The 26861-nt window shown below is 69.7% G+C and carries 17 protein-coding genes; 5 read left to right on the top strand and 12 right to left on the bottom strand.

Annotation, left to right across the window (positions count from 1 at the left end):
• Positions 1-49: 49 nt before the first annotated feature.
• Positions 50-418 carry a BlaI/MecI/CopY family transcriptional regulator gene (locus GGR12_RS13140; RefSeq protein ID WP_183204829.1) on the top strand — a complete coding sequence of 123 codons (369 nt, stop codon included), beginning with the start codon at positions 50-52 and terminating at the stop codon, positions 416-418.
• Between the two features lie 2 nt (positions 419-420).
• Complete coding sequence (locus tag GGR12_RS13135; RefSeq protein ID WP_183204828.1) at positions 421-2064, top strand: M56 family metallopeptidase; 1644 nt, start codon at positions 421-423, stop codon at positions 2062-2064.
• A 43-nt stretch (positions 2065-2107) separates the two neighbouring features.
• On the opposite strand, the gene ileS is transcribed toward GGR12_RS13135, so the two are convergent.
• The 8 genes from ileS to GGR12_RS13095 form a co-directional block, all read right to left on the bottom strand.
• A complete protein-coding gene (gene ileS, locus GGR12_RS13130) occupies positions 2108-5023 on the bottom strand; it encodes an isoleucine--tRNA ligase (protein WP_183204827.1) in 2916 nt (971 codons plus the stop codon).
• 158 nt (positions 5024-5181) lie between these two features.
• Positions 5182-6153 (bottom strand): bifunctional riboflavin kinase/FAD synthetase, encoded by a 972-nt coding sequence (locus tag GGR12_RS13125; protein WP_183204826.1) that lies wholly within the window; start codon positions 6151-6153, stop codon positions 5182-5184.
• Positions 6154-6166: 13 nt separating this feature from the next.
• A complete protein-coding gene (locus tag GGR12_RS13120) occupies positions 6167-6628 on the bottom strand; it encodes a MaoC family dehydratase (protein WP_183204825.1) in 462 nt (153 codons plus the stop codon).
• Between the two features lie 29 nt (positions 6629-6657).
• Positions 6658-7527: a TIGR01459 family HAD-type hydrolase gene (locus GGR12_RS13115; RefSeq protein WP_183204824.1), complete on the bottom strand. Its 870-nt coding sequence runs from the start codon at positions 7525-7527 to the stop codon at positions 6658-6660.
• Positions 7524-7868, bottom strand: coding sequence for a hypothetical protein (locus GGR12_RS13110; protein ID WP_183204823.1), 345 nt, complete (start codon positions 7866-7868; stop codon positions 7524-7526). The genes GGR12_RS13115 and GGR12_RS13110 overlap by 4 nt, the downstream gene beginning before the upstream one ends.
• A 646-nt stretch (positions 7869-8514) precedes the next feature.
• Positions 8515-8862, bottom strand: a complete 348-nt coding sequence (locus GGR12_RS13105; protein ID WP_183204822.1) for an endonuclease domain-containing protein — start codon at positions 8860-8862, stop codon at positions 8515-8517.
• Between the two features lie 135 nt (positions 8863-8997).
• On the bottom strand, positions 8998-9756 hold the full coding sequence (locus tag GGR12_RS13100) for a 2'-5' RNA ligase family protein (protein WP_183204821.1): 759 nt from the start codon (positions 9754-9756) through the stop codon (positions 8998-9000).
• Positions 9757-9842: 86 nt separating this feature from the next.
• Entirely contained in the window at positions 9843-10751 is a 909-nt protein-coding gene (locus GGR12_RS13095) for a cation diffusion facilitator family transporter (protein ID WP_183204820.1), read from the bottom strand.
• A gap of 154 nt (positions 10752-10905) precedes the next feature.
• Between GGR12_RS13095 and GGR12_RS13090 the strand changes: the two genes are divergently transcribed.
• On the top strand, positions 10906-14028 hold the full coding sequence (locus GGR12_RS13090) for a lamin tail domain-containing protein (protein WP_183204819.1): 3123 nt from the start codon (positions 10906-10908) through the stop codon (positions 14026-14028).
• A 79-nt stretch (positions 14029-14107) separates the two neighbouring features.
• Here the strand turns inward: GGR12_RS13090 and GGR12_RS13085 are convergent, their stop codons facing one another.
• The 3 genes from GGR12_RS13085 to tipF all read right to left on the bottom strand — a co-directional run bounded on the left by GGR12_RS13085 (position 14108) and on the right by tipF (position 24479).
• Positions 14108-19093 carry a calcium-binding protein gene (locus GGR12_RS13085; protein WP_183204818.1) on the bottom strand — a complete coding sequence of 1662 codons (4986 nt, stop codon included), beginning with the start codon at positions 19091-19093 and terminating at the stop codon, positions 14108-14110.
• Between the two features lie 117 nt (positions 19094-19210).
• Complete coding sequence (locus GGR12_RS13080; protein WP_183204817.1) at positions 19211-23032, bottom strand: beta strand repeat-containing protein; 3822 nt, start codon at positions 23030-23032, stop codon at positions 19211-19213.
• A 178-nt stretch (positions 23033-23210) separates the two neighbouring features.
• The gene (gene tipF, locus GGR12_RS13075) at positions 23211-24479 is read right to left on the bottom strand and encodes a flagella assembly cyclic-di-GMP phosphodiesterase TipF (protein WP_183204816.1); all 1269 of its coding nucleotides are present in this window, start codon (positions 24477-24479) and stop codon (positions 23211-23213) included.
• 110 nt (positions 24480-24589) lie between these two features.
• Between tipF and GGR12_RS13070 the strand changes: the two genes are divergently transcribed.
• Positions 24590-25360: an SDR family NAD(P)-dependent oxidoreductase gene (locus GGR12_RS13070; protein WP_183204815.1), complete on the top strand. Its 771-nt coding sequence runs from the start codon at positions 24590-24592 to the stop codon at positions 25358-25360.
• On the top strand, positions 25335-26282 hold the full coding sequence (locus GGR12_RS13065; RefSeq protein WP_183204814.1) for a lysophospholipid acyltransferase family protein: 948 nt from the start codon (positions 25335-25337) through the stop codon (positions 26280-26282). Before GGR12_RS13070 ends, GGR12_RS13065 begins: the two co-directional genes overlap by 26 nt.
• Here GGR12_RS13065 and GGR12_RS13060 read toward each other — a convergent pair.
• Complete coding sequence (locus GGR12_RS13060) at positions 26255-26764, bottom strand: response regulator (protein ID WP_183204813.1); 510 nt, start codon at positions 26762-26764, stop codon at positions 26255-26257. The genes GGR12_RS13065 and GGR12_RS13060 overlap by 28 nt on opposite strands.
• Positions 26765-26861: the final 97 nt, after the last annotated feature.

Here is a 26861-nt window from a genome sequence, read left to right as displayed (position 1 = left end):
CAATCCGCTACAAGTGTAGCGCTACAAATGTAGCGGACGGATCGGCGCCATGATCGAGACATTGCCCAGACGCGAACGCGAGGTGTTCGAGGTCCTGTGCCGGATCGAGGAAGGCACGACCGGCGCTGTCCGCGCGGCGCTTGTCGACCCCCTGAGCGACTCTGCCGTCCGCACCCTGCTGACCCGTCTGGAAGCCAAGCGGCTTGTGAGCCGCCGGTCGGATGAGGGCGGCAATGTCTATCGACCCGTGCCGCGGCCGGAAGCGTTGGCCACCGGTGCTTTGCGCCGTCTGGTCGATACGTTCTTCGCCGGCTCTCCCGCGACCGCGGCGACCGCTCTGCTGGGCCTGACGCAGCAGTTGAAGCCAGAAGAGATCGACGCCCTGCAGCGGGCGATCGATCAGGCGAGGGAGCGTTGAGCATGGCCGCTCTCATTCTGTCCCTTCTGGTCAAATCCGGATTGGTTGCGGGAGGCGCGCTTCTAGTGGCGGCGCTTCCGGTGTTCCGATCGGCGCGTGAGCGGGTCGATGTCCTGCGCACCGCGGTTTGCATTCTGGTCGCGCTGCCCCTGTTCATGGCGTTCGGTCCTGCGCTGACGATGAATCTGCTCCCGGCGGAGCCGGCGATCGTCGCGGTGAATGACGCGGCTCTCTGGGCCGGCGATCTGGGACCGGTGGCCGGCGTATCGGTCTCGACCTCGATCCTGACGCCGTCGGCGACGGCGATCGCCGCATGGGTCTGGAGCATCGGCGTCCTGGTCGTGCTGGGGCGGTTCGCCTACGGCGTCTGGATGTTGCGGCGGTGGACCCGGAGCGGGCGTCCCGTGACGGCTCTGGCGTGGACCTCGGCGCTGGAGCGCCTCGCGCCGTCGCGGCGTCCGCGCCTGGTGTCCTCGACCTCGATCTCGTCGCCCCTGAGCTGGGGCCTGCCTCCCGGCGTGGTGCTGATCGATGAGGCGTGCCTGTTGCGGCCCGAGGCGGCCCGGCCGGTGCTGGCGCATGAGCTGGCCCACGTCCGACGTCGCGACTGGCTGTTCCTGGGTCTGTCCCGCGTCGCTCTGGCCCTGTTCTGGTTCAATCCGCTCGTCTGGGCGCTGCATGCGGCCCTGATCGCCCGAACCGAGGACGCCGCCGATGCGGCGGCGCTTCGGGAGGTCGATCCGCCGACCTACGCCCGCACTCTCGTCAATCTGGCCGCCGGCTACGGCAATCCCGCCGCCGTCGGCATCGCCGGTCCCGCCAAAAATCTCGCAAGAAGGATTACCCGCATCATGAAGAGCCCTCGTTCGAACGCGTCACGGCCGCTGGTCATGGCCCTCACTGTCGGCGGACTGATCGCCATCGCCACGCCGTTGGCGGCGATCGAGCTGGCGCCGCGTCTGCAGGATCTGGAAGCGCCGGCTCCGGCTGCGCCGCCGGCCCCGCCTTCGCCCGTGACGGCGTTCGCGCCGGAAGCGCCGCCCGCTCCGCCGGCTCCGCCCGCCTGGGCTCCGGAAGCGCCCGAGGCGCCCGAGCCGCCGCAGGCTCTGGAGGCTCCCGAGGCTCCGGAAGCGCCAGAGGCTCCCGAGGTCCATCGGACGTTCTATGTGAGCGGAATGGACGCCGCGGAAGGCCGCCGGATCGCGGCCGAGGCCCGCGCCGTGGCGGCGCAGGCCCGGATCGAGGCCGCTGCCGCCCGCGAGGAAGCCGCTGCGGCCCGTGTCGCGGCCAGGGCCCAGGCGGCCGACGCCCAGGTCCGGGCGCAGGCCGCTCGCGCCGAGGCGGATCGGGCCCGGGAGCAGGCCCGGATCGCGCGGCAGCAGGCCGTGCGGGAGATGGCCAACGCCCGGGTCGAGATGGCCCGGGGCGCGGACCAGATGGTCGCCGGGGCGCAGCAGATGCGCGCCGAGGCGGTGCGGCTGCAGGATCCGGCCTACCGCGCCCGCCAGATCGAGAGAGCTCGCGAACGGGGCGATGACGTCACCGACGCGGAACTGCAGGCCCTGTCCCGGCGCCTGCCGGGGCAGGCCGACCAGCTGGAGGCCCAGGCCCGACAACTAAGGGCCCGGTCCGAAGGCCAACTTTAAGCCTGGGAACTACGCCCCGCCGGTTTCGCCGGCGGGGCTTTTTTCATGCCCGGGCGGCGTCCCAGAAGCGGACGGCGTCGGCGTCGCGGGCGCTGAGCTCGGGATAGGCGGCGTCGGAGCCGACGTCCGGCACGCGCCGCCAGGAGCGGGCGCATTTCGGATACTCGGCCAGGCCGACCACGACCGAGACGGCGTCGCCGCCGGTCTTCAGCTCGGCGCCCGAGGTGCGGAAGATCTCGGCGGCGTCGAGGCCGTCGAAGGGGGCGAAGGCTTCGGCCGGACCCGTGACGACCGGCCAGGCGTCCAGCGCCCCGCCGATGATCTTGTCGCGGCGGGCGGCTTCCAGCGCTTCGTTGACGACCTCGAGCACGGTCTGGATGCCGGCCCAGCGTTCGGCCTCAGCCGGGTTCAGCCACTCGTCCGGCGTCGCCGGGATGACGCGGGCGCAGTTGGTGCCGGCGTCGGGGAAGCGGGTGACCCAGGCTTCTTCCATGGTGAAGGGCGTCAGCGGGGCGAGCCAGGCGGTGAGTCGCATGAAGACCTCGTCCATCACCGTGCGGGCGGCGCGGCGGCGGATCGAGTCGGGGCGGTCGCAGTAGAGGCTGTCCTTGCGGACGTCGAAATAGAGGGCCGACAGGTCGCCCGAGCAAAACTCGAGCACCGGGCGGACGACGTCCTGGAAGCGGTAGTCAGCGTAGGCCTCGCGGACCTGGCCATCGAGCTCGTGCAGGCGGTGGAGGATGAATTTCTCCAGCGGCGGCATCTGGTCGTACGGCAGGCGTTCGGCCTCGTCGAAGCCGGCGACGGCGCCCAGCAGGTAGCGGACGGTGTTCCGCAGCTTGCGATAGGCGTCGACGGTGGTCTGGAGGATCTGCTTACCGATGCGCTGATCCTCGGCGTAGTCCACCAGAGCGACCCAGAGGCGCAGGATGTCGGCGCCCGACTCCTTGATGACGACAGCCGGATCGGTGGTGTTGCCCTTGGACTTGGACATCTTTTCCCCGTTCTCATCCTGGGTGAACCCATGGGTGAGGACGGCGTCGTAGGGGGCGCGGCCGCGGGTGCCGGAGCCTTCGAGCAGGTTGGACTGGAACCAGCCGCGGTGCTGGTCGGAGCCTTCCAGGTAGAGGTCGGCGGGCCAGTGCGAGGGGCGGTCGCCCTTGTAGCCGTGGGCCGGATCGCGCGGTTCAAGGGTGAAGGCGTGGGTGCAGCCGGAGTCGAACCAGACGTCGAGGATGTCCTCGATCTTCTCGTAGCGATCGGTGTCGTGCGTGCCGAGGAAGTCGGCGTCGGGGCGCGTGAACCAGGCGTCGGCGCCGCCCTCGGCGATGGCCGCGGTGATGCGGGCGTCGACCTCGGCGTCGATCAGGGGCTGGCCGGTCTGTTTATCGACGAACATGGCGAGGGGCGTGCCCCAGGCGCGCTGGCGGCTGATGAGCCAGTCGGGACGCGACTCGACCATCGAGCGGATGCGGTTCTTGCCGGCGGCCGGGTGGAAGGCGGTTTCGTCGATCGAGGCCAGGGCCCGTTCGCGCAGGGTGCCGTCGTCGTCGAGCGGCGCATCCATGCGGATGAACCATTGCGGCGTGTTGCGGAAGATGACCGGGGCCTTGGAGCGCCAGCTGTGCGGGTAGGAGTGCTCGGTGCGGCCGCGGGCCAGCAGGTTGCCGGCCTCGATCAGCTTCTCGGTCACGGCGCTGTTGGCGGGGCCGAACTTGCCGGTCTTCTTGCCCTCGGTCTCGATGACCTTGAGGCCGGCGAAGAGCGGGACGTGGTCGTAGTAGGCGCCGTCGGGATCGACGGTGTCCGGCACCTCGTGATGGCCGTGGGCCTTCCAGACCTCGAAGTCGTCGGCGCCGTGGCCCGGCGCCGTGTGCACGAAGCCGGCGCCGGCGTCGTCGGTGACGTGGTCGCCGGCGAGCAGGGGCACGGAGAAGCCGTAGCCGGGCGAGAGCGAGGCCAGCGGGTGGGCGCACTCGAGGCCCGACGGGTTCATGTCGTCGACGCGGTTCCAGGCGGCGATCTTCGCGGCCTTGAAGACGTCCTCGGCCAGCTTGTCGGCGAGGATCAGGCGGTCGCCCGGTTTGGCCCAGGGCTCGAACTCGAGGCCTTCCTCCATCGCCGTCACCTCATAGAGGCCGTAGGCGATTTCCGGGCCGTAGGAGATGGCGCGGTTGGCGGGGATGGTCCACGGCGTGGTGGTCCAGATGACGATCGACGGGGTCGAGTGGCGGAAGGAGAGCAGGTCGTCGGGATGGTCGTCGGTGGCGCCGGTGACCGGGAATTTGACCCAGATCATCGGGCTGACGTGATCGTGGTACTCGATCTCGGCGTCGGCCAGGGCGGTGCGTTCGACCGGCGACCACATGACGGGCTTGGAGCCGCGGTAGAGCTGGCCGGAGGTCTTGAACTTGTGGAACTCGCGGACGATCGCGGCCTCGGTGGTGAAGTCCATCGTGGCGTAGCGCTGGTCCCAGTCGCCGGTGACGCCGAGGCGTTTGAACTGTTCGCGCTGCACGTCGATCCAGCCGGCGGCGTATTCGCGGCAGGCCTGGCGGAACTCGGCCTTGGAGACCTCGTCCTTGCGCTTGCCCTGGGCGCGGTAGCGTTCCTCGATCTTCCACTCGATCGGCAGGCCGTGGCAGTCCCAGCCGGGGACGTAGTCGACGTCGTAGCCGAGCAGGAAGCGCGAGCGGACGACGAAGTCCTTCAGCGTCTTGTTCAGGGCGTGGCCGATGTGGATGTCGCCGTTGGCGTAGGGCGGGCCGTCGTGGAGGACGTAGAGCGGGGCGTTCTGCGACTGCCGTTCGGCGCGCAGGGTGGCGTAGAGGTCGCCCCACTGTTCGAGGATCAGGGGTTCCTTCTGGGGCAGGCCGCCGCGCATGGGGAAGGGCGTCTCCGGGAGGAAGACGGTCTCGCGGTAGTCGCGGCCAGAGGGGGTGTCGGAGGCGTGAGCCATGAAGTCGTGTCTCGTCGTGTGTGATCGTTCGCGCTGTTTTTTCGCCCTATCGCGCTTCGCGCTACTTGAGGGCGGTCGACTTCCCGGCGAGCACGGGGCCAGAGCCCTGCGGCGCTACGCCGGGCGGCTAATCGAAATCAGGCGAAATACGCGGACGGTCATGGCGCCACCGGTCTAGCAGCCGCGGCGGCGGCGCGCCACTGACGAAGCGTTGCGCGGGCGGCGTCGGCGTCGGCGTCGATCTGGACCTTGAGGGCGTCGAGGCCGTCGAACTTCAGCTCGCCGCGCAGGAAGGCGACCAGTTCGGTCTCGATCGTCTGGCCGTAGAGGTCGCCGGAGAAGTCGAAGAGCCAGACCTCGAGCAGGGGCTCGTCGGTGCGGAACATCGGGCGGACGCCGAGGTTGGCGACTCCGTCGAAGGTCCGGCCGTCGGGCAGGCGGACGCGGACGGCGTAGACCCCGTAGGCGGGGCGCATGTAGTCGCCCATGGCGACGTTGGCGGTGGGAACGCCGATCGTGCGGCCGCGCTTGTCGCCGTGGACGACCTCGCCGGCGATGGCGAAGGGACGGCCGAGGATGGCGGCGGCGCGGGCCATGTCGCCGGCGTGGAGCGCCTCGCGCACAGCCGACGACGAGAGTTTCAGGCCGTCGGGGTCGTCGACGCGGTCGGCGACGGAGACGGTGAAGCCGAGGGTTTCGCCGTAGCGGCGCAGGGCCTCGGGCGAGCCGGTGCGGCCCTTGCCGAAGGTGAAGTCGAAGCCGACGGCGGCATGTTTGATCCCGAGACCCTCGGCGAGGACGTCGCGGGCGAAGCCTTCGTCGGTCATGGCGGCCATGTCGGCGCCGAAGGGCAGGAGGTAGAGGCGGTCGACGCCCAGCGGGGCGAGGGCGGTCGCCATCTGGTCGGCGGTCATCAGCCGGAAGGGCGCGGCGTCGCGCTGGAACCAGCGGCGCGGATGGGGATCGAAGCTGACGACGGCGAGCGGGACGCCGAGGCGTTCGGCGGCGGCGCGGGCGTCGGCGATGACCGCCTGGTGGCCGCGATGGACGCCGTCGAAGGCGCCGATGGCGACCGCGGCGCCCTTCAGGGCCTCGGGCAGGTCACGCCAGTCGCGGACGATTTCGACCAAGGCGTCGCCCGCCTCAGCGGCTGGAGGGCTTGCGGCGGCGGGGCACGCGGACCACGGCGATGCCGTCCATGATCAGCTTGCCCTCGACGAAGCCTTCGCAGTTCAGTTCGGCGCGGGCGCTTTCCTGATCGACCGACAGGACGGTGATGCGGATGACGACGTCGTCGCCGATGCGGACCGGGAAATGGAAGGCCAGGGTCTGCGAGACGTAGATCGAGCCGGCGCCGGGCAGGATGGTGCCGACCACGGCCGAGCCGAAGGAGGCCGACAGCAGGCCGTGGGCGATGCGCCCGCGATAGGCGGTCTTCGAGGCGAAGGCTTCATCCAGGTGCACCGGGTTGAAGTCGTCGGACGCCTCGGCGAACTGCTGGATGCGTTCCTCGGAGACGTGGATGACCTTCTCGGCGGCCATGCCTGCGTGAAGCTCCTCCAGGATGTAGCCGCCGGAGGGATGTTGCGTGACAAGTTCGAACATGCGCGCGGCTTAGCCTGATTTGACGCTGCTCACCACGCCAGATCGAGCGTGGCGTAGCGGGCGTAGGTGGTTTCGGCCTTGAGCAGGTCGAAGGCGCGGGCCGGGTCGAGCTTGCCGTCGTCGCCGCGGGCGGCGTCGCCGTGGATGCCCTGGGCGACGAAGAGGCAGTCGAGGCCCTGTTTGTTGGCGCCGAGAACGTCGGTGACGACGCCGTCGCCGATGCACAGGACGCGCGAGCGGTCGACGACGCGGCCCAGCAGGGCGGCGGCCTCGTGCAGGGCCAGATCGTAGATCGGGCCGTAGGGCTTGCCGGCCATGGTGACGCGGCCGCCGAGGCTTTCGTACAGGTCGGCCAGGGCGCCGCCGCAGTAGATCAGGCGGTCGCCGCGCTGCACGACGCGGTCGGGGTTGGCGCAGATCAGTTCGAGATCGCGGGCGGCGCCGGCGGCGAGGCGCTCGCGATAGTCCTCGGGTCCCTCGATCTCGTCGTCGACCGGGCCTGTGACGGAGATGAAGGCGGCGGATTCGGCGCTGGCGGCGACGTCGAGGCCGAGGCCCTCATACAGCGGCCAGTCGCGGTCGGGGCCGATGATCCAGGCCGGGCCGGGGGCGCGTTTGGCCAGTTCGGCGCGGGTGGCGTCGCCCGAGGTGACGAAGGCGCGCCAGCTGTCGCGCGGCACGCCGAGACGATCCAGCTGGGCGACGACGTCGTGCGACGGGCGCGGCGAGTTGGAGATCAGGACGACGTGCCCCGCCTCGCGGTTGAAGCGCGCCAGGGCCTCGCAGGCGTCGGGCCAGCTTTCACGGCCGTTATGGATCACGCCCCAGACGTCGCAGAGCAGGATGTCGTAGTCGCCGGCGATGTCGCCGAGACCGGTCAGGGCGTGAGGGAGGGTCATGGGGGGCTGATAGCGGGTTCGGGCGCGGGGGTGAAGGGATCGGACGCGGCCTCTTCGTCTTCCTGGGCCGCGATTTCGGCCGCCAGGGCGTCGAGGCGTTTGAGCAAATCCTGTCGCAGGGCCTCCTCGCCGGCGGCGTCGAGGCGGTCGTCTTCGAAGGCGGCGGCGGGCAGTCGGTCGGCCATGCGGTGGTAGCTGTCGGCGAGGGCGGCGAGCGCGCGGGCGTCGGCGTAACGGCCCTCGCGCATGGCGATGGCGGAGTCGGTAGTGGCCTGGCGGGCGAGGGCGGCGGGGTCGGTGGTGGCCTGGATCAGGGATGCGGGCGGGACCTTGTTCTTCATGGTGTTTCTCTCCGGATTGAAGGCATGCGAAAGCGCCGCTTCGGGTGAAGCGGGTCGGGGAAGGCGCGGGGCGTCCGGGCCTCGCCCGGAATGCTTTGTGTTTTACCGTTTCGACGAGGTGGACGCCCCGCGTGGTCGTTGGCTTCACGCGCTCTCCGGCTGGCGGCTCTTGTCGGGCCTTACCGGATCATCCGCCGCCGCCATTGCTGACGGAGGCGCTGGTGGGACATAGGCTGAGCCAGCGGTCCGCACCGAAGCGCGTGGCGAGCAAGCAGGCAGCATCCATCGCTGCCCGACGAGGACCCCCGGACTACCCTTCGCCCGGGCTTCATCGCTCAACCACAGCCCGCCGTCGTCGAGGCGTTGGATCCGACGCCTTCCCCATCGACGGGATGGGAGGATTATGGCGGAGGCGGATACCTCGCTACGTAGAGGGAATTTTGGTGCGGGAAGTCAGAGGGTTGGCGAAAAGAGTTCGGGAATAGCCAGCAGGATTTCCTTCTCCCGATGGGAGAAGGTGGCCGGGCGGAGCCCGGTCGGATGAGGGTCGGCTCATGCCGATCAGCTGACAGACGACCCTCACCCTTTCGCGCAAGGACGACGGCTGCGCCGCCGTGCGCTCAAGCCCTCTCCCATCGGGAGAGGGTTATCGGGTGGCGGCGTGGCGGCGGATGGCGGCGATCAACGCCTCGGGATGGTCGAGCACCGCCTTGTTCGTGAAGCGGAGAACCGTCCAGCCGAGCCCCTCGATCTGTTGCTGGCGCAGGTGATCCCGAAGCGCCACTTCGTCGAGAGCATGGATGCCGCCGTCCAATTCTATGACGAGCCGCAGTCGGTCGCAGGCGAAGTCGGCGTACCAGCGGCCGATGGGATGCTGGCGGCGGAATTTGTGGCCGTCGATACGACCGCCGCGGAGGCGTTCCCAGACGCGTTGTTCGGCGAGCCCGGAAGACTGGCGAAGGTCGCGGGCGCGGGTTGTGCGAGGCGCGGACATGGTGTGAGGAATACAACTGAACGCTGTATTTCGCCAGACGACCCTCACCCTTTCAGGCTTCGCGCTGCCCTTCGGGTCGCGCAAGGACGACGGCTTCGCCGCCGTGCGCTCAAGCCCTCTCCCATCGGGAGAGGGCTACACCTCCGCCAGGCTCCAGAGGCGGGCCGCGGGGGCGCCGAAGCGGCCGAGGTGGAAGATGGCGGCGTCGGCGATGCTGAAGTCGAAGGGGCGGAAGCGTTCGGCCTCGATGACGTCGACGGCGGCCTCCGGGGCGACGCCGACGACGACGGGGGCGGCGAAGTTTCCGTCGGAGGCGTCGGGGACGAAGGTCTCGACGCGGCGGATGGCGTCGGGATTGGCGGTGTCGGTGCCGTCGGGGGCGAAGGCGCCGGCGTCGCCGCCCTTGATGGTGAAGGGCTCGACGATGCGGGCGATCTGCTGGTGCATGCGGCGCAGGGCGGGCGACACCTCGACCGTGTAGGACAGGACGTCGAGATTGGCCCACGGCTGCGACTGGAAGCCCGTGGCGCGGAGCCGGAGGGCGCGGGGGCGCTCAAGCCGGAAGACGTCGGCGACGGCGACGGACAGGGCCTGGACATCGGCGCGGTGGACGAAGCGCTGCAGCAGGGTGATGTGCGGGCGATGCGCCTCGTCGAGGGCGAAGCCGTCGGGCCAGGCCTCGCGCAGGCGGGCGTTGACGGTGGCGGCGCGGTCGATGAGGGCGGCGTCGGGCAGCAGCAGCACGTCGACGGCGAGGAGGTCGCTGCGAGCCGCGCGCTTCGGGCCGGGCTCGGACGGGCCGCAGCCGGCGCTCCAGGCGACGAGGGGCGCGGCGCCGGCCGCGAGGACCAGACGCCGGCGCGTGAGGCGGTCCGGCGGAACGGCGGTTTTCATCACACCCGGACTATGGCGGCGCGGCGCGGGCGGCCATCGGGAGGCAGCCCTGGGGCGGTCGCGGAAAACCCTGATGGGGGACGGCGTCAGACCCAGCGGCGGTCGGCGGTGAACTCGACCGTCAGCCAGAAGCCGGGGGCCATGCCGAGGGCGTCGGAGATCTCGGCGCGGATGGCGTCGAGCTGGCCGAACGACAGGGTCGTGGCGTCGGAGGGGGCGAGCAGGGCGATCTCGATGAACAGCTGGCGGCCGGTGCGGGCGATGTGGGTGGCGGGCTCGAAGCCGTGGCGGGCGGCGACGACGCGGGCGACCTCGCGGACATGGTCGCTGAGATCGGACGGGGCGATCTGCAGGATGTCGCGGGCCGAGCGCCACAGGGTCAGGAAGGGGAAGGGCATGAGGGTGAGGGAGACGATCAGCAGGACGACCGGGTCGGCGTAGGGGGCCAGATGGGCGGCCGGGGAGTCCCGGAGCGCGCCGCCGATGACGAAGCCGGCGCACAGCGCGGCGCTGAGACAGGCGCCCATCAGCCAGGCGCGGGCGTCGATCTTGAGGATCTGGGAGCTGAGGCCGGCGGCGGAGCGGCGGATGTAGAGCCACATGACCAGGCCGATGACGGCCATGGCCCCCGAGAACAGGGCCCCTGGGCCGAAGTCGATGAGGCGGCCGCCGGCGCGCAGGCCGGCCAGGCTGTCGGCGAAGGCGTAGGCGCAGGCCATGGCCAGGACCGCGCCGTTGACCAGGCCGATGAGCGGCTCGAGGTGCCAGTAGCCGAACTGGAAACGGTCGTCGTCGCCGCGCGAGATCAGGCGGGTGATGATCAGGGCCAGCCAGGTCATGCCGACGTCGGCGAGGCTGTAGAAGCCGTCGAAGGTGATGGCGCTGGAGCCCGACCAGAGGCCGAAGGCGACGGTGACCACGCCCATGACGGCGACGGCCGCGATGGAGACCTTGAGCAGCCGCTGTTCCCGGGCCGTGTCGGCGCTGGCGTTCATGCGCGAAGGTCAGGCCGAAACGCGGCCGCGGGCCATCCGGTGAAACCCCGAAGCCTTGCAGTGGCGGGGTCCGCGTGACATCAGTCGCCACAAAGTTAATCCGTCGGGGGGCGGACGGCTGATCCCCTGCACGCGCCTGAAGGGGATCCCCGCCATGCCTGTCGTCATCAGTGAATTCCAGACCGCCGGTCCGGGCATGAGCACGGACGAATTCATCGAGATCACCAACACGGGGACGGCTCCGGTCGACATCAGCGGCTGGAAACTGGTCTACCGGAGCGGCTCGGGCGTCTCGGACGTTTCGATCCATACCTTCCCGCCGGGGACCATCATCCCGGCGGGCGGGCACTTCCTCGGAGTCGGGACCGGCTATGTCGGTCCGGTCGCCGGCGACTTCGTCAACATCACCACCTTCTCGTCCACGAGCGGCGGCTTCGGCCTGCGCGAAGCCGGCGGGCTGCTGGTCGACTCCGTAGCCTACGGTCCGGCGACGAACATCTTCATCGAGGGGACGACCGCCACGGCGCCGCTTCAGGGGCAGAGCCTGGAGCGTCGGCTGGACGGCTCCCAGGACACCGACAACAACAGCGTCGACTTCGTGGCCCGGAGCAGTCCGACCCCGCAGAACGCCGCGTCTCCGGTGCAGGTCTTCAACGCCGTCCCGACCGGCGGCGTCACGATCATCGGGGCCCTTGCCGAGGACGAGATCCTGACGGCCGACGCCTCGGCCCTGGCGGACGCGGACGGCCTGGGGACGCTGCACTATCAGTGGCAGCGCGAGGCCGGCTTCGGCTGGTTCAATGTGGGCGCCGACGAGGCGACCTATACGCTGGGCGACAACGACGTGGGGACGGTCATCCGCGTGGTGGTCACCTACACCGACGGCCATGGCGTGCTGGAGAGCGTCACGAGCGATCCCACGACCGCGATCGTCAACATGAACGACGACCCGACCGGCGGGGTGACGATCCTCGGGGCCGCGGAAGAGGACGTCGCCCTGCTGGTCGACGCCGCGACCCTGGCGGACGTGGATGGGCTGGGGACGCTGCATTACCAGTGGCAGCGCGATGACGGCGCGGGCTTCGTCGATGTCGGCTCCGATACGGGGAACTATACGCCGGGCGACATCGACGTCGGGACGACCATCCGGGTGGTGGTCAGCTACACCGACGGCTACGGCAACGTGGAGAGCGTCACGAGCGCCGCGACGGGCCCGATCGTCGGCGTCGACGATGCGGCCATCGCCGTGCCGGACGCCGTGTCGACCCTGGAAAACGGGACGATCAGCGGCGATGTCTTCGCCTACAACGGCCAGGGCGAAGACACCGATGCGGAGGGCGACGCCTTCACCGTCACCGAGGTCAACGGCTCCGCGGCTGCCGTGGGGACGGAGATCACCCTGCCGTCCGGAGCGCTGCTGACGCTGAACGCCGACGGGACGTTCGAGTATGATCCGAACGGGGCCTTAGACCACGCGCCGGCCGCGGTATCCGGCGCGACGCCGCTGACGGACAGCTTCACCTACACCGTGACGGGCGGCGCGACGGCGACGGTCACGGTGACCATCGACGGCGTCGACAACGACGACATCCTGGTCGGCACGGCCGGCGACGACGCGCTGTTCGGCGGCAACGGCGACGACGCGCTGCAGGGCGGGGCGGGCAACGACAGCATCGACGGCGGCGACGGCGTCGACCGCGTGACCTACAGCATGGCGACGTCCGGCGTGACGGTGGGCCTGAACAACGGGGTCGCGAGCAACGACGGCAGCGGCGGCTCCGACACGCTGACCAATATCGAGAACGTCTCGGGCTCGTCCTTCAACGATCTGCTGATCGGATCGGCGGGGGACAATACGCTGACCGGGGGCGACGGCGCGGACGTGCTGATCGGTCTGGACGGCGACGACTATCTGAGCGGCGGCCAGGGCGCGGCCAACCAGATGCAGGGCGGGCGGGGCGACGACACCTATTTCGTCGCCGCCAACGACACCGTGGTGGAGTTCTTCGACGAGGGCGAGGACACGATCCTGACCAGCCGCGCCGCCTATACGCTGCGGGCCAATTTCGAGAATCTGGCCTACCTCGGCGCCGGCAGCTTCCGCGGCACGGGCAATGAGGAGGACAACATCCTGATCGGCGGGTCCGGGGCGGACGTGCTGATCGGCCTGGCCGGGAACGACACCCTGAACGGCGACGCCGGGATCGACACGGTCGACTATTCGTCGGCGTGGGACTGGGTGACCGTGGACCTGGCGAGCGGCGAGGCCGTGGACGACGGCGAGGGCTATTCCGACATCCTGATCGGGCTCGAGAACGTCATCGGTTCGGCCTGGGACGACGAGATCTTCGGCGACGGGAACGGCAACGTCCTGAGCGGCGGCGACGGCGACGACATGCTGGGCGGTCGCGGCGGCGTGGACGTGCTGCGCGGCGGCGCGGGCTATGACGTCGCCGACTATCGCGACGCGGCGGGCGGCGTGCTGGTCAAGCTGGCGGCCGGCGCGGCGGTCAATGACGGCGACGGGGCTTCGGACGTGCTGGTCAGCATCGAGGACGTCATCGGCAGCGACTTCAACGACACCCTGATCGGCGACGCCGGGAGCAACATCCTGGACGGCGGTCTGGGCCGCGACGTGCTGATCGGTCTGGACGGGAACGACATCCTGATCGGCGGCGACGGCGAGGCCAACCAGCTGCAGGGCGGGCGCGGCGACGACCTGTATGTGATCTCGGCCAACGACACCGCCATCGAGCTGGCGGGCGAGGGCCACGACGCGGTCGAGACGACGCTGAACCGCTATGTGCTGCGGGCCAATTTCGAGGACGTGGCCTTCTTCGGCAGCGGCGACTTCGTCGGTATCGGCAATGACGAGGACAACATCATCATCGGCGGCGACGGCGACGACACCCTGACCGGCGGCAAGGGCGACGATGTGTTGGTCGGCAGCTTCGACATGGGCTGCGGCTGCGGCGGAGGCGGCGGGACCGACACGGTGGTGCTGTCCGGCGCGTTCGCGGACTATGAGATCGAGGACATGGGCGACGGGACCTGGACGGTGCTGGACCTGATCGCCGACCGGGACGGTTACGACCTGCTGGTCAACATCGACCAGATCCGGTTCGCCGACGGCTTCGTGCTGGAGCTGGTCGCCGAAAGCGCGCCGCTGCTGGTGGACAAGGGCGAGGCGCAGACCCTGCCCGCCGGGGCGTGGGACGGCTTCTACATGGCCGACGGCTGGGCGCGGGCGCACGACGACGGCGGCTGGCTGTTCTGACGGCGTCAGGCGCGGTCTGAAAAAGGAAGGCCCCGGTCGCGAGACCGGGGCCTTTGTCTTTGCGGCAGGACGGTCCGGCTCAGGCCAGCCAGGGGTCCATGTCGCCGGCGTGGCCGAAGGGCGCGTGCGCGCCGAGGGCCTGCATCCAGATGTCGTGGAGCGCCGGGAGGGCGTGCGACGCCGGGAACAGGCGGTCGGCGAGGGCGCCGTCGCCGGAGGCTTCGAAGGCGTCGTCGGCCGGCAGCGGCGAGACGAGGGGGCCTGCGTCCTTGGCGGACAGCTCCTGGGCCGCCACGGCGCCGTAGGTCAGCACCGTCTTCGTGTTGCCGGTCATGAAGCGCAGGGACTCGATGCTCTCGACGTAGATCGAGCCGTCGCGACCGGCGACGGTATCGACGATGCGCCAGCCGGCGCCCTCGGCGGTGACGGTGTATTGGGCCTTGGTTCCGCGGACCTGGACCTCGTCATAGCCGGAGCCGCCGAACAGACGGTCGGAACCGCCCATCCCTTTCAGGATGTCGTCGCCGACGCCGCCGGTGATGGTGTTGTTCCCGGCGTTGCCCGTGCCGTAGAACTTGTTGAAGCCGACATAGAACATGTCCTCGACGTTGGCCGCCATGACGTGAGCCCCGACGTGGGCCTCAATCACGTCGTGACCCTGACCCGCCAGTTCGACGATCGTGTCGTAGGCGTCGAGGATGTAGGTGTCGTCGCCGAGCCCGCCCTGCAGCTGGTTGGCCAGACCCTGGCCGCCGGCGAGGATGTCGTTCCCCGCGAAGCCCAGCAGGGTGTCCGCGCCCAGACCGCCGCTGAGGCGGTCGCCGAGGGTTCCGCCCACCAGGGTGTCGTTGAAGGCCGAGCCGAGGATGGCCTCGATCGAGGTGTAGGTGTCGGTGGCGCCGTCGCCGTCGTTGACGGCGCGCATGACGTCGAGGCGCGCATGCACCCCGGCCGCGGCCTGGCTGTAGTCCGCCGTATCGACGCCCGCGCCGCCGACGAGACTGTCGACGCCGCCACGGCCGCGGAGGAGGTCGTCGCCCGCGCCGCCGGTCATGACGTTGTTGAGGGCGTTGCCGGTGCCGGAGAAGTTTCCGGTTCCGCCGAAGACCAGGTTCTCGACATTGGCGGCGAGGTTGTAGGCGTTGATGCGGGCCTCGACCGTATCCGTGCCCTCGCCCGCGACCTCGACGACGGTGTCGGCGGTCTCGAGGATGTAGCGATCGTCGCCGAGCCCGCCCTGGAGCTGGTTGCCGGCCCCGGCGCCGCCCCACAGGACGTCGTTTCCACCCTGGCCGAGAAGGGTGTCCGATCCCAGGCCGCCGCGCAGGACGTTGACGTTGCCGTCGCCGACCAGGGTGTCGTTGAAGGCCGAGCCGGTCGCGTTCTCGATCGAGGTGAGGTTGTCGTACGAGTCGTCGCCGTCGCTGTGCGTGACGTTTGCGCTGAGCTGTACGTACACGCGGGCCGCCGCGGTGGAGTAGTCGACGGTGTCGATGCCCGCTCCGCCGTTGAGGGCGTCGAGGCCGGCGCCGCCGGCGAGGATGTCGTCACCGTCGCCGCCGTTGAGCGCATCGGCGCCGCCGAGGCCGAACAGGGTGTCGGGGGAGGCGCCGCCTGTCATGGTCTCCGCAGCCGAACTTCCGACCTGGAAGCCCGACGGCAGTCCGGCCAGCGGAATATTCACGCCGTTGAAGCGCAGACGCTCGATGCCGGTCAGGACGTCGGTCCCGTCCGGACCGGTGACGGTGACGACGGCCCCGTTGACGGAGACCGTATGCGGACCGTTCCCGAAGACGGCCGTATCGACGCCCGCGCCGCCGTCGAGGATGTCGTCGCCCGCGGCGCCGGTGATCACGTCGTCGCCGTCGCCGCCCGTGATCTCGTCCCGACCGGCGAAGCCCGTGAGGGTGTCGGCGTTCGGCGTGCCGGTCACCTGCATCGGCAGGGGCAGACCGAGACGGTCGTAGAGGCCGTCGCTGAACCGCAGGCGTTCCACATTGGTCAGGAGATCGACCCCGTCGGGGCCGGTGACCTGCAGGGCGCCGCCCGCGAGCGTGACGAGCGTGTAGGCCGAGCGGAGGCCCGTGAACACGGCCGTATCGACGCCCGCGCCGCCGTCGATCGTGTCGGCCCCGGCGCCGCCGGTCAGGAGGTCGTCGCCCGCGTCGCCCGCGATCTCATCCGCGCCGGCGCCGCCGGTCAGGGTGTCGGCGTTCGACGTGCCGGTCAGCTGCATCGGCAGGGGCAGGCCCTGCATGTTGTAGAGGCCGTCGCTGAACTGCAGGCGTTCCACGGTGGTCAGGACATCGACCCCGTCGGGGCCGGTGACCTGCAGGGCGCCGCCCGCGAGCGTGACGAGCGTGTAGGCCGAGCGGAGACCCGTGAACACGACCGTATCGACGCCCGCGCCGCCGTCGATCGTGTCGGCTCCTGCGCCGCCGGTCAGGAGGTCGTCGCCGGCGTCGCCGAAGAGCTGGTCGTTGTCCGTCCCGCCCCGCAGCGTATCTGCGCCGTCGCCGCCGTGGACCTGATCCTGGCCGGCGCCGGCGTCGATCACGTCGTCGCCCGCGGCCCCGTGGAGTTGATCGGCCAGGCCGTAGCTCGCGCCTCCGACCGTATCGGCGGCGGCCGTGCCGGCGAAGTAGACGCCCCCTCCAACGAGACGGACGCCGTCGGCGAACTGCAGCCGCTCGACGTTGGTCAGTTCGTCGGAGCCGTCGCCCGGTCCGCCGATGTAGGTGACGCCGTTTTCGGTCGCGAAGAAGTAGGCGGAGGCATTGCCGCTGTAGACCGCCGTGTCGATGCCGGCGCCGCCGTCGATGACGTCGTTGCCGGCCCCGCCGGAGATGATGTCGTCGCCGCCGAGGCCCTGGAGGTTGTCCCAGCCGGTGGTGCCGGTCAGCGTGTCGGCGCCCGCGGTGCCCGTGAACCGGGTGACCTCGCGGGTTCCGTCGATCAGGAACATGCCGTCGTTGAACTGAAGACGCTCGACGTCCAGCAGGGAGACTGCGGCCGCTGAACTGCTGCTATAGCCGATCAGGACAGTGCCGTTCGGACCCGCGGTGATCGTGTAGTCGGAGCGCCGGCCGTCGATGACCACCGTGTCCCGTCCGGACCCGCCGTGGAGGTTCGAGGCGTGTGCCGCGATCAGGATGTCGTCGCCGGCGCCGCCGAGAAGATAGGCGCCCTCTGCAAGGATATCGTCGCCGTCGTTGCCCATGATCACGCCGGCCGAGAAGCGGTTGCCGGTGATGACGTCGTTGAAGGCGGTGCCCGCCACGTCCTCGATGCCGTAGAACTCGTCGCGGCCCTCTCCGGTGTCGTTGACGACGCCTTCGAAGCGCATGTCGACGGTGACGCCCCGCGTCATGCCGCTGAAGTCCACGAGGTCGCCGGCCCGGATGACGACGCCGTTCACATAGGAGGCGTAGCCTTCGCCGCCCGTGCCGCCGTAGTAGAAGTCGTCGCCCTCGCCGCCGATGAGGATGTCGCGGCCCACGTCTCCGTTGAGGGCGTCGTCTCCCGCCCCGCCGATCAGCACGTCGGCGCCGTCTCCGCCCTCGAGCTGATCGTCGCCGCCGCCGCCGGACAGCACGTCGTCTCCGACGAGACCGAAGATGAAATCGTTGCCGTTGGAGCCGGTCAGGGTGTCGACCGCCGCCGTACCCTGGATCATGCGGCCGGGCGTGACGTGCGGATCAGCGCCGAAGTCGGAGGAGTCGAAGGCGGCGACCGTCGTATTCTGGAAGGTGATGAAATTGGTCCAGCCGTGGGCCGTGCCCTGGCCGTCGCGGTCGAGCTGGAACAGGACGTTGGCGCCGTCCTGGACGAGGCGGGCGTAGCCGAGGCTGAACATGGTGAGATGCGACGCGTCGAGCAGCGCATCTTCCCAGAAGAAGTATCCCCAGCTGAGGGAGTCCTCGGCGGTGTAGTCGGTGATGGTGATGTTGGGCGCCGCGCCCTGACCCCAGTTCGCGAAAATGATGTTGTCGGCGCCGGCGCCGGTGGTGATCGTCATCCGGCCGGCCATGCCCGGTTCAATGCGATCGTTGCCCGCGCCGCCGTTGAGCACCGCCGACGCCAGGCCGCCGCCGGCCACCAGCTCGTCGTCGCCGTCGTCGCCGAACAGCTGAACGTTGTCCGTGGGCAGGACGCCCCAGCGGATCAGACGCAGACTGTCGTTGCCGGCGCCGCCGCGCAGGATGTCGTTGCCGTTGGCGCCGTCGGGCTCGGACAGGCTGTCGTTGCCGGAGCCGCCCTCCATGACGTCGTCGCCGCGACCGCCGTTGAGCATGTCGTCGCCGGCGCCGCCTTCAATGCGGTCGTCGCCGTCATCGCCGTTCAGGAAGTCGTTCCCGCCGAGGCCGAGGAGGATGTCCTGGCCGGCGGTGCCCCGGATGGATTCGCCATTGTCCGTGCCGGTGAAGGTCTGGCCGGGCATGGGGGCGCCGGTGGGGTCGATGCCGCCGAGGTTCCAGGCGGTGATGGCGCTGACCTGGACGTTCTGCAGGATGACGAAGGCGACCGCGGGCCGGGAACCGGTGCCGTCGTAGTCCAGCATGAGAACGGCGTCGGCGCCGGACTGGACGAATTTGAGGTGGCCCGTGGCGAAGGGGTTGTCGCCGTTCCAGCCCTCGAACCATTCGCTGAGAGCGGCGACGCCGAGGCGGTCGCCGTTGGCGCCGACGGTGAAGTCGGTGACCCGCACGACGCCGCCCCAGGTCGGGTTGCACTCGCTCAGGGAAATGAGGTCCGACCCCGCGCCGGTGATGATGCGGGTCTCGGTCTGCGCGCCGGCGAAGCGGAACAGGTCGGCGCCCGCGCCGCCGTCGAGGGTGGCCGTGCCGCCGTTGGCGCCGCCGAAATAGTAGATCTGGTCATTGCCTTCGCCGCCCTCGAGGACGACCGGCTGCGCGGGCATGGATTCGTGCCGGTAGAGGTACAGGATGTCGTCGCCGCCCAGGCCGCGCAGGATGTCGCGCCCGCCGAGCGAGTCCGAGATTTCGTCCGCCTGGGCCGTCCCGGTCAGGGTTTCGGACGCGGTCGTCCCGTTGATGGTCGGCATGGAATCCCCCCGCAAAGCAACTGCCGCGCAGTTGGCATGCAAGGTGCTGACTGTCCAGAGGTTTCCCCGGGAATGGGCCGCGTCGGGCCCCGGTCGTGACCAGGGCCCCTGACGTCGTCAGGCCAGCCAGGGATCCAGGTCGCCCGGATGGACGAAATCGGCGTGCCAGGGATGCGGCGCGCCCGCCTCGTGGAAGACGTCCGTCAGCGGGAGCAGACGGTCGGTCGGGAGCGGCCGGACATCGAACAGGGTGTCGGTCTTCGGAGCGGGGGCGGCGGCGTCGCCCGTCGTCGGGAGCACGAAGGCGTCGTCGATGAAGGCCTTCGCGCTGACGGCTTCGGCGGCGGCGACGCCATAGGTCAGCACGGTTTTGGTGTTGCCGGTCAGGAAGCGCAGGCTCTCGATGCTTTCGACGTAGATCGAGCCGTCGCGGCCGGCGACGGTGTCGACGATGCGCCAGCCCGCGCCCTCTGCGGTGACCGTGTACTGGGCCTTGGCGCCGCGCACCTGGACCTCGTCGAGACCGGCGCCGCCGAACAGACGGTCCGAGCCGCCCATGCCCTTGAGGATGTCGTCGCCGATGCCGCCGGTGATGGTGTTGGCGCCCGCGTTGCCCGTTCCGTAGAACTTGTTGAAGCCGACGTAGAACATGTCCTCGACGTTCGCCGCCATGACGTGGGCGCCGACGTGGGCCTCGATGACATCGTGGCCCTGACCGGCGATCTCGACGATGCTGTCGTAGGCGTCGAGGATGTAGGTGTCGTCGCCGAGGCCGCCCTGCAACTGGTTGGCGAGACCCTGGCCACCGGCGAGGATGTCGTTGCCGGCGAAGCCGAGCAGGGTGTCCGCGCCGAGCCCGCCGCTGAGGCGGTCGCCGAGGGTTCCGCCGACGAGGGTGTCGTTGAAGGCGGAGCCGAGGATGGCCTCGATGCCGGTGAAGGTATCGGTGGACCCGTCGCCGTCGTTGACGGCGCGCATGGTGTCGAGGCGGGCGTGGATGCCCGCTGCGGCCTGGCTGTAGTCCGCCGTGTCGATGCCCGCGCCGCCCTGCAGCACATCCACGCCGCCGCGGCCGCGGAGCAGGTCGTCGCCGCCGCCGCCGGTCATGACGTTGTTGAGCGCATTGCCGGTGCCGGAGAAGTTTCCGGCGCCGGCGTAGATCAGGTTCTCGACGTTGTTGGCGAGGTTGTAGGCGCTGATGTGGGCCTCGATGGTGTCATTGCCTTCGCCCGCCACCTCGATGACGGAGTCGAGGGCTTCGAGGACATAGAGGTCGTCGCCGAGCCCACCTTGCAGGGTGTTGGAGGCGCCGGTTCCGCCGCCGAGGACGTCAGCGCCGCCGAGGCCGAGCAGGATGTCCGAACCGAGCCCGCCGAGCAGGATGTTGGTGCGGGCGTCGCCGATGAGGGTGTCGGCGAAGTTCGAGCCGCGCAGGTGTTCGATGCTGACGAAGGTGTCGGTTCCGCCGTCGCCGTCGTTGGTCGCGCGCTGCGAGTCGATGCGTGCGGTGACGCCGGATGCAGCCAGGGCGTAGACGGCGGTGTCGGACCCCTCTCCGCCGTCGAGGATGTCGACGCCCGCGCCGCCGGAGAGGTAGTCGGAGCCTGCCAGGCCGTTGAGCATATCGGCGCCGGCGAGGCCGAACAGGCCGTCGGTCGCGGCGGTTCCGGTGAGCGTCTCGGCGGCGGTCGAGCCGATGACGTTGGAGAGCTGGAGCGCGGCGACGGCGATTTCGTCCGCGCCGAAGCGCAGGCGCTCGATGTTGGTCAGCACGTCGCGACCGTCGGGGTTGAGCACGGTGACGACGCCCCCGGCGATCGTGACCGTGGCCGGGGCCCGGGAGAAGACGGCGGTGTCGACGCCCGCGCCGCCGTCGATGGTGTCGTCTCCGAGCGCGCCGGTGATGAGGTCGTCGCCCGCGCCGGCCGTGATGGCGTTGGCTCCGGCGGTGCCCATGATGACGTCGGCGCCGGCCGTGCCTTCGATGGCCATGGGCATGGGCGCGCCCGTCATGTCGAACAGGCCGTCGGTGAAGCGCAGCAGCTCGACGCCGTTCACGACGTTGACGTCATCCATACGGCCCACGGTCCAGCCATTGGGACCCAGATAGATGTCGTAGTCCGCGCGGGCGCGATCGAAGATCGCGGTATCGACGCCCGCGCCGCCGTCGAGGATGTCGTCGCCCGCGCCGCCGGTCAGGACGTCGTCTCCGGCGTTGCCGATCAGGGTGTCGGCGCCGCCCGTGCCGACAATGCGGTTGTTCAGGGCGTTGCCGGTCCCGGTGCGTCCTGAGACCGTGATCCAGTGTGAGTTGAAGACCGTGTCGGCGGCGCTCCAGTTGAGGAACAGGTTCTCCACATTGGCGGGCAGCGTAAAGGAGCCCTGGGACCAGTAGAGGGTGTCGATACCCGCCCCGGCCGCCTCGGTGATGCGAGCCACGTTGAGATAGCGGTCGTCGCCGGCCCCGCCGTCGGCGTCCTCGACATTGAACAGCCAGTCCGCGCCCGCGCCGCCGAAGCCCTGGTTGGAGCCCGAGCCGCCGTCGATGACGTCGTCGCCGGCGCCGCCGTCGAGCACGTCGTTCTCCGTTCCGCCTTCAAGACGGTCATCGCCGTCGTCGCCGTAGAGCTTGTCGGAGCCGGCGCCGCCCTGAATGAGGTCAGCCCCGGCGCCGCCGCGCAGGGTGTCGCCGGCGTTCCCGCCGATGATGGTGTCGGCCGCGGCCGTGCCGGCGCTGACGATCGCCATCTCGGACACGTGCACCCCGACGCCGTTGATCATCAGCATCTCGACGCCGGTGAGGACGTCCGTGCCGAAGGGGGCGCCGGTGACGGTCACGTGGACGCCGTCGTAGGTGTATTTCGCCGTGCTGGAGCTCGAGTTGTAGATGGCGACGTCGAAGCCCGCGCCGCCCTCGATCCGGTCGTCGCCCGCGCCGCCCTCGAACTGGTTGTTTCCGGCGTCGCCGGTCAGAACGTCGTTGAAGGCCGAGCCGATCAGGCCCTCGATGCTGTCGAAGGTGTCGACGCCGGTCGCCCCGGTCGCATGGGCGCCCTCGCCCAGGCTGACCGTGACGCCGCTGGTCGCCCGACGGTAGGCGGCCATGTCGATCCCTTCGCCGCCCTTGAGAATGTCGTCGCCGCCGCCGCCTTCCAGCCGGTCATCGCCGGAATCGCCGCTGAGGGTGTTGGCGACGGACGACCCGTAGAAGTCATCATGTCCGATGCCGCCGACCAGGCCCTCGATGCTGACGAGAACGACGCTGGAGGTTCCGGACTTCTGCCGGGTGGTCAGCCCGAGGTCGATCGCCAAGCCTTCGGTGAAGCCGAGGACGGCGGTGTCGAAGCCGGCGCCCCCATCCATGTTCGGGCCGCTGAGGACGTCATCGCCGGCGTCGCCGTAGAGGAAGTCACCGCCCGACAGGACGTCGTCGCCACCGCCGCCATGGTAGGTGCGCACGCCGCTGCTGGCACCGCCGGTGGTGATCGTGTCGTTCCGCGAGCCGCCATAGATGGTGGCGGCGTAGCGGCCGACCTTGATGACCTCGATGTTGCTGAAGTGAGCGCCCGCGCCCACCGCGTCATCGAGATAGATGACGCCGGCGCCGAGGGCGAAGTCGAGGTTGACGGTGTCATGGCCGGCGCCTCCGTCCAGGGTGACGCCCGTGATTTCGTTGAGGAGGACGGTGAACGCGTCGTAGCCGTCTTCGCCGAAGGCCGTGTCGCCGGCGCCGACCACGAGCTCATCCGACCCGGCGCCGCCGTACAGGGTGTCGATCCCTGCGTCGCCGTTGAGGATGTCGTTTCCGGCGTCACCGTAAAGAACGTCGTTGCCGGCGTCGCCGCTGATGCTGTCGGGCCCGCCGCCGCCGCGGATGGTGTCGTCCCCGGTCGTGCCCTTGAGCGCCTCGCCCGCATCGGTTCCGTTGATGATCGGCATTGTCTCTTCCTCGAACGATACGCGAGGCAGACACGCCCGGCAGCTTCGGAGGCGCGGTCTTTATGGAAGGTCAGGCGACAGGCAAGCCGCCGCGGGACGGCGATTTCCAGCTACGCTTTCAGTGAGCCGCGAACCGTTGCGGGAAGGGCACGATATGGCGCTGTGAAGCTTACCTTACCTAGCCGAACCGGCGGCGCTGTTCGGCGCTGCGGAGGGTCGAGCGGAGGAATTCGGCGGGCGGGTCGGTTTCGGCCAGCACCTGCTCCTTGATGGCGCGGGGTTCGCCGAAGAGGTGGCCCTGGCCGACGGAGATGTCGAGTTCGAGGATGTCGACGATCTGGCGCTCGGTCTCGCACTTCTCGGCGATGACCTCGATGCCGTAGCGGCGGGTCAGGGCGGCGAAGTCGGCGGCCTGGATGTCGCGCAAGCTCGGGATGGCCGGACCGGCGTCGAGGTCGAGGAGCTGTTCGATCAGCAGGTCGGCGGAGACCTTGAGGAATTTCACGTCCGAGCGCTGAAGGTCGGCGAAGTCGAGATCCAGCGTCTGGACCTTGTCGATGGAGAAGCGGAAGCCGAGGTCGGCCAGCTTGGCCATGTTGCGGGCCTCGACCGCGCCGCGGGCGTCGAAGACGGCCTGGCCGAGCTCGAAGATCAGGGCCTGGTTGAGGTCGCGGTTCTCGTTCAGGAACTCGAGGAACTGCGGGAAGAAGGTCTCGTCGCCGAGCGAGGAGAGGGCGACGTTGCAGAAGACCCCGACCTTGCGGTCCTGGCGGGCCAGGCGGCGGACGATCTGGGCGCAGCGGAACAGCAGCAGGTTGTCGATGGCGGGAACCAGGCCCTCGCCCTCGGCGACGGAGAGGTATTCGGCCGGCATCATGATGCGGTCGTCGGCGGCGCGCAGGCGGGTGAAGCTTTCGTAGAAGACGGTGCGGCGCTGCGGCAGGGAGACGATGGGCTGCAGGTAGAGGTCGACGCGGTTCTCGGCGAGGGCCTCGTGGATGGTGGCGAGCAGGACGTTCGACTGCTGGCGGTGGCGGGCCTCGAACGGGCTGGCGGGCGCCGGCTGCTGCATGCGCTCGTCGAGGGACTCGCTCATCTGCTGGATGAGGGATTCCAGCATGCGGACTTCGCCCGACAGCTGCTCGGTCGAGGTGAGGGCGCCGGCCTCGATGGCCTGGGCCAGTTCGGTGAGGGCGCCTTGCGTCGACTCCATGGCGTCGGCGAGGAGGCGGTGCGCCTCGCGGACCTGGTCGATTTCCTTCTTGAGGGCGGCGCGCTGGGCGCGGCCGACGATCAGGACATGGGCCGCGATCAGCAGGCCGGCGGTGGCGATGCCGGCGGCGATGCCCGCTCCTCCGCCCAGGCCGGCGCGCCACAGGAAGGCGCCCACGGTCATGGACAGGAACAGGTAGCCGAAGAACAGGAAGCCGTTGGTCAGCGCGCGCATTGAAACGGAGGTACCCCGCCATCCCCGGATGGAATCGCCCGAGTATCGGGGTATCAGAGCAAAACGCCTAGGGTTCCGGCAGGAATCCCCCAACGCTTTCGAGGTTAACGATGGAATTGTTCGATCTGAGCGGCAAGGTCGCGGTCATTACGGGCTCCTCGCGGGGCATCGGCAAGGCGATCGCCGAGCGGCTGGCCGAGCACGGCGCGAAGGTGGTGATCTCGTCGCGCAAGGCGGGGCCTTGCGACGAGGCAGCAGCGGAGATCAATGCGAAATACGGCGCCGGCCGCGCCATGGCGGTTCCGGCCAACATCGCGTCGAAGGAAGATCTGCAGCGGCTGGTGGACGAGACCAACGCCGCCTGGGGCCGGATCGACATCCTGGTCTGCAACGCGGCCAGCAATCCCTACGCCGGGCCGATGGCGGGGATCAGCGACGAGCAGTTCGAGAAGATCCTGCAGAATAACGTGATCTCGAACCACTGGCTGATCCAGATGGTCAGCCCGCAGATGCTGGAGCGGAAGGACGGGTCGGTGATCATCGTGTCGTCGATCGGCGGGCTTCGCGGGAACGCGTTGATCGGCGCCTACAACATCTCCAAGGCCGCCGACATGCAGCTGGCGCGCAACCTGGCGGTCGAGTGGGGGCCGTCGAACGTGCGGGTGAACACCATCGCGCCGGGCCTGGTGCAGACCGATTTCGCCAAATACCTGTGGGAGAACCCGGAGCTGCTGAAGCAGGTGACGGAGCCGGCGCCGCTGAAGCGGATCGGCCAGCCGGACGAGATCGCGGGCGCGGCCGTTTATCTGGCGTCGCCGGCTTCAGCCTATATGACGGGCCAGACGCTGGTCGTGGATGGCGGGATCACCATTGCCTGGTGACGACAAGAACAGGGTGAGCTTCGGCCGCGAGCTGGGCTGGCGGCTGGAGTCGGCGGCGTTCGCCGGCTTCATCGGCCTGATGCGGCTGCTGGGGCTGGAGCGGGCGTCGGCGCTGGGCGGCTGGCTGCTGAAGACGCTGGGGCCGAAGGTCAGCACCCAGAAGACGGTGATGCGCAATCTGCGGATCGCCTTTCCGGAGATGAGCCAGGCCGAGCGCGAGGCGCTGGCGACAGCGCAGTGGGAGCAGACGGGCCGGACGTTCGCCGAGACGGCGGTGATGGACCAGCTGACGCCGGCGTCGGGGCGGATCGACATCGTCGGTCTGGAGCGGCTGCACGCCATTCGCGACAGCGGCAGGCCGGTGGTGCTGGTGTCCGGGCACATGGCCAATATCGAGGTGATGGCGGCGGTGATCATGGCCGCAGGCGTGCCGTGCCAGGTGACCTATCGCGCGGCCAACAACCCCTATGTCGACAAGCAGATCCGGGACGCGCGGGCGCGCTACGGGGTCAAGTTGTTCGCGCCGAAGGGCGGGGACGGGGCGCGGGAGCTGCTGGCCGGGATGGCGCGCGGCGAGTCCGTGGCGTTGATGAACGACCAGAAGTTCAACGAGGGGCCGGAGGTGATCTTCTTCGGCCAGCCCGTGAACGCCGCGCCGGGGCCGAGCAGGCTGGCGCTACGCTTCGGGACGGTGGTGCAGCCGATGTCGGTGGTGCGCCTGCCGGGGGTGCGCTTCCGGGTGACGGCGCACGAGCCGATCGAGCTGCAGAACACCGGCGACCGGCAGGGCGACATCGCCCGCGGGGTTCAGGCGATCACGACCTTCATCGAGGAGCGGGTGCGGGAGCATCCGGTGGACTGGTTCTGGGTCCACAAGCGCTGGCCGGACAAGGTCTATGCGGCGCTGGAGCCGCGCGACTGATCCGAGGCGCGGCGCATCGGGCCCTCGTAGTTGGGGTCCTGGTTGCGGCGGCGGTCGGGGCCGAAATAGCCGTCGGTCTTCACATAGGCGCGGGGGCGGACGATCACGGCCTGGATGCGGTCGAGGATGGCCTTGGCCGTGATCGGCTTGACCACGAACTCGTTCACCCCGGCGTCGCGGGCGGCGTAGACGCGCTCGCGGCCCGAATGGCCGGTCATCATGATGATCGGCAGATAGGGGTTGGCGCTGTCCGGGCTGTTGCGGACCAGGCGGGTGAACTCGACCCCGTCCAGCGGGAACATCTTGAAGTCGACGATGGCCAGGTCGATCGGGTGCTCGCGCAGGACGTCGAGGGCCGCGGCGCCGTCGCCCGCCTCGCGCACCTGGCGGATGCCGGCGGAGTGGAGGACGGCGGTGGCGATGGTCCGCATGTGCGGATTGTCGTCGACCAGCAGGACCTGAAGGGCGGAGAGGGAGGCCATGTGCGGGTCGGCGATCAGCAGTTCGAGTGAGCCCCGATCTATTCGCTGAAAGGGTTACCGGTCTGTGACCGATCAACGATCACCCAGCGCGTAAACG

It is taken from the genome of Brevundimonas lenta, assembly GCF_014196335.1.
Classification (GTDB): domain Bacteria; phylum Pseudomonadota; class Alphaproteobacteria; order Caulobacterales; family Caulobacteraceae; genus Brevundimonas; species Brevundimonas lenta.
Note: the sequence above shows the minus strand (reverse complement) of the source record. Positions and strands in the feature narration are given on the sequence as shown.

Bases quoted from the DNA above. Each gene is read 5' to 3' on its own strand.
- GGR12_RS13070 (WP_183204815.1), top strand. From the start codon at position 24,590: ATGGAATTGTTCGATCTGAGCGGCAAGGTCGCGGTCATTACGGGCTCC.
- GGR12_RS13065 (WP_183204814.1), top strand. From the start codon at position 25,335: ATGGCGGGATCACCATTGCCTGGTGACGACAAGAACAGGGTGAGCTTC.
- GGR12_RS13080 (WP_183204817.1), bottom strand. From the start codon at position 23,032: ATGCCGATCATCAACGGAACCGATGCGGGCGAGGCGCTCAAGGGCACG.
- GGR12_RS13105 (WP_183204822.1), bottom strand. From the start codon at position 8,862: ATGTCCGCGCCTCGCACAACCCGCGCCCGCGACCTTCGCCAGTCTTCC.
- ileS (WP_183204827.1), bottom strand. From the start codon at position 5,023: ATGGCTCACGCCTCCGACACCCCCTCTGGCCGCGACTACCGCGAGACC.
- GGR12_RS13085 (WP_183204818.1), bottom strand. From the start codon at position 19,093: ATGCCGACCATCAACGGGACGACCGCGTCCGAAACCCTGACCGGGACG.
- GGR12_RS13100 (WP_183204821.1), bottom strand. From the start codon at position 9,756: ATGAAAACCGCCGTTCCGCCGGACCGCCTCACGCGCCGGCGTCTGGTC.
- GGR12_RS13120 (WP_183204825.1), bottom strand. From the start codon at position 6,628: ATGTTCGAACTTGTCACGCAACATCCCTCCGGCGGCTACATCCTGGAG.
- GGR12_RS13060 (WP_183204813.1), bottom strand. From the start codon at position 26,764: ATGGCCTCCCTCTCCGCCCTTCAGGTCCTGCTGGTCGACGACAATCCG.
- GGR12_RS13090 (WP_183204819.1), top strand. From the start codon at position 10,906: ATGCCTGTCGTCATCAGTGAATTCCAGACCGCCGGTCCGGGCATGAGC.
- GGR12_RS13095 (WP_183204820.1), bottom strand. From the start codon at position 10,751: ATGAACGCCAGCGCCGACACGGCCCGGGAACAGCGGCTGCTCAAGGTC.
- GGR12_RS13110 (WP_183204823.1), bottom strand. From the start codon at position 7,868: ATGAAGAACAAGGTCCCGCCCGCATCCCTGATCCAGGCCACCACCGAC.
- GGR12_RS13140 (WP_183204829.1), top strand. From the start codon at position 50: ATGATCGAGACATTGCCCAGACGCGAACGCGAGGTGTTCGAGGTCCTG.
- GGR12_RS13135 (WP_183204828.1), top strand. From the start codon at position 421: ATGGCCGCTCTCATTCTGTCCCTTCTGGTCAAATCCGGATTGGTTGCG.
- tipF (WP_183204816.1), bottom strand. From the start codon at position 24,479: ATGCGCGCGCTGACCAACGGCTTCCTGTTCTTCGGCTACCTGTTCCTG.
- GGR12_RS13115 (WP_183204824.1), bottom strand. From the start codon at position 7,527: ATGACCCTCCCTCACGCCCTGACCGGTCTCGGCGACATCGCCGGCGAC.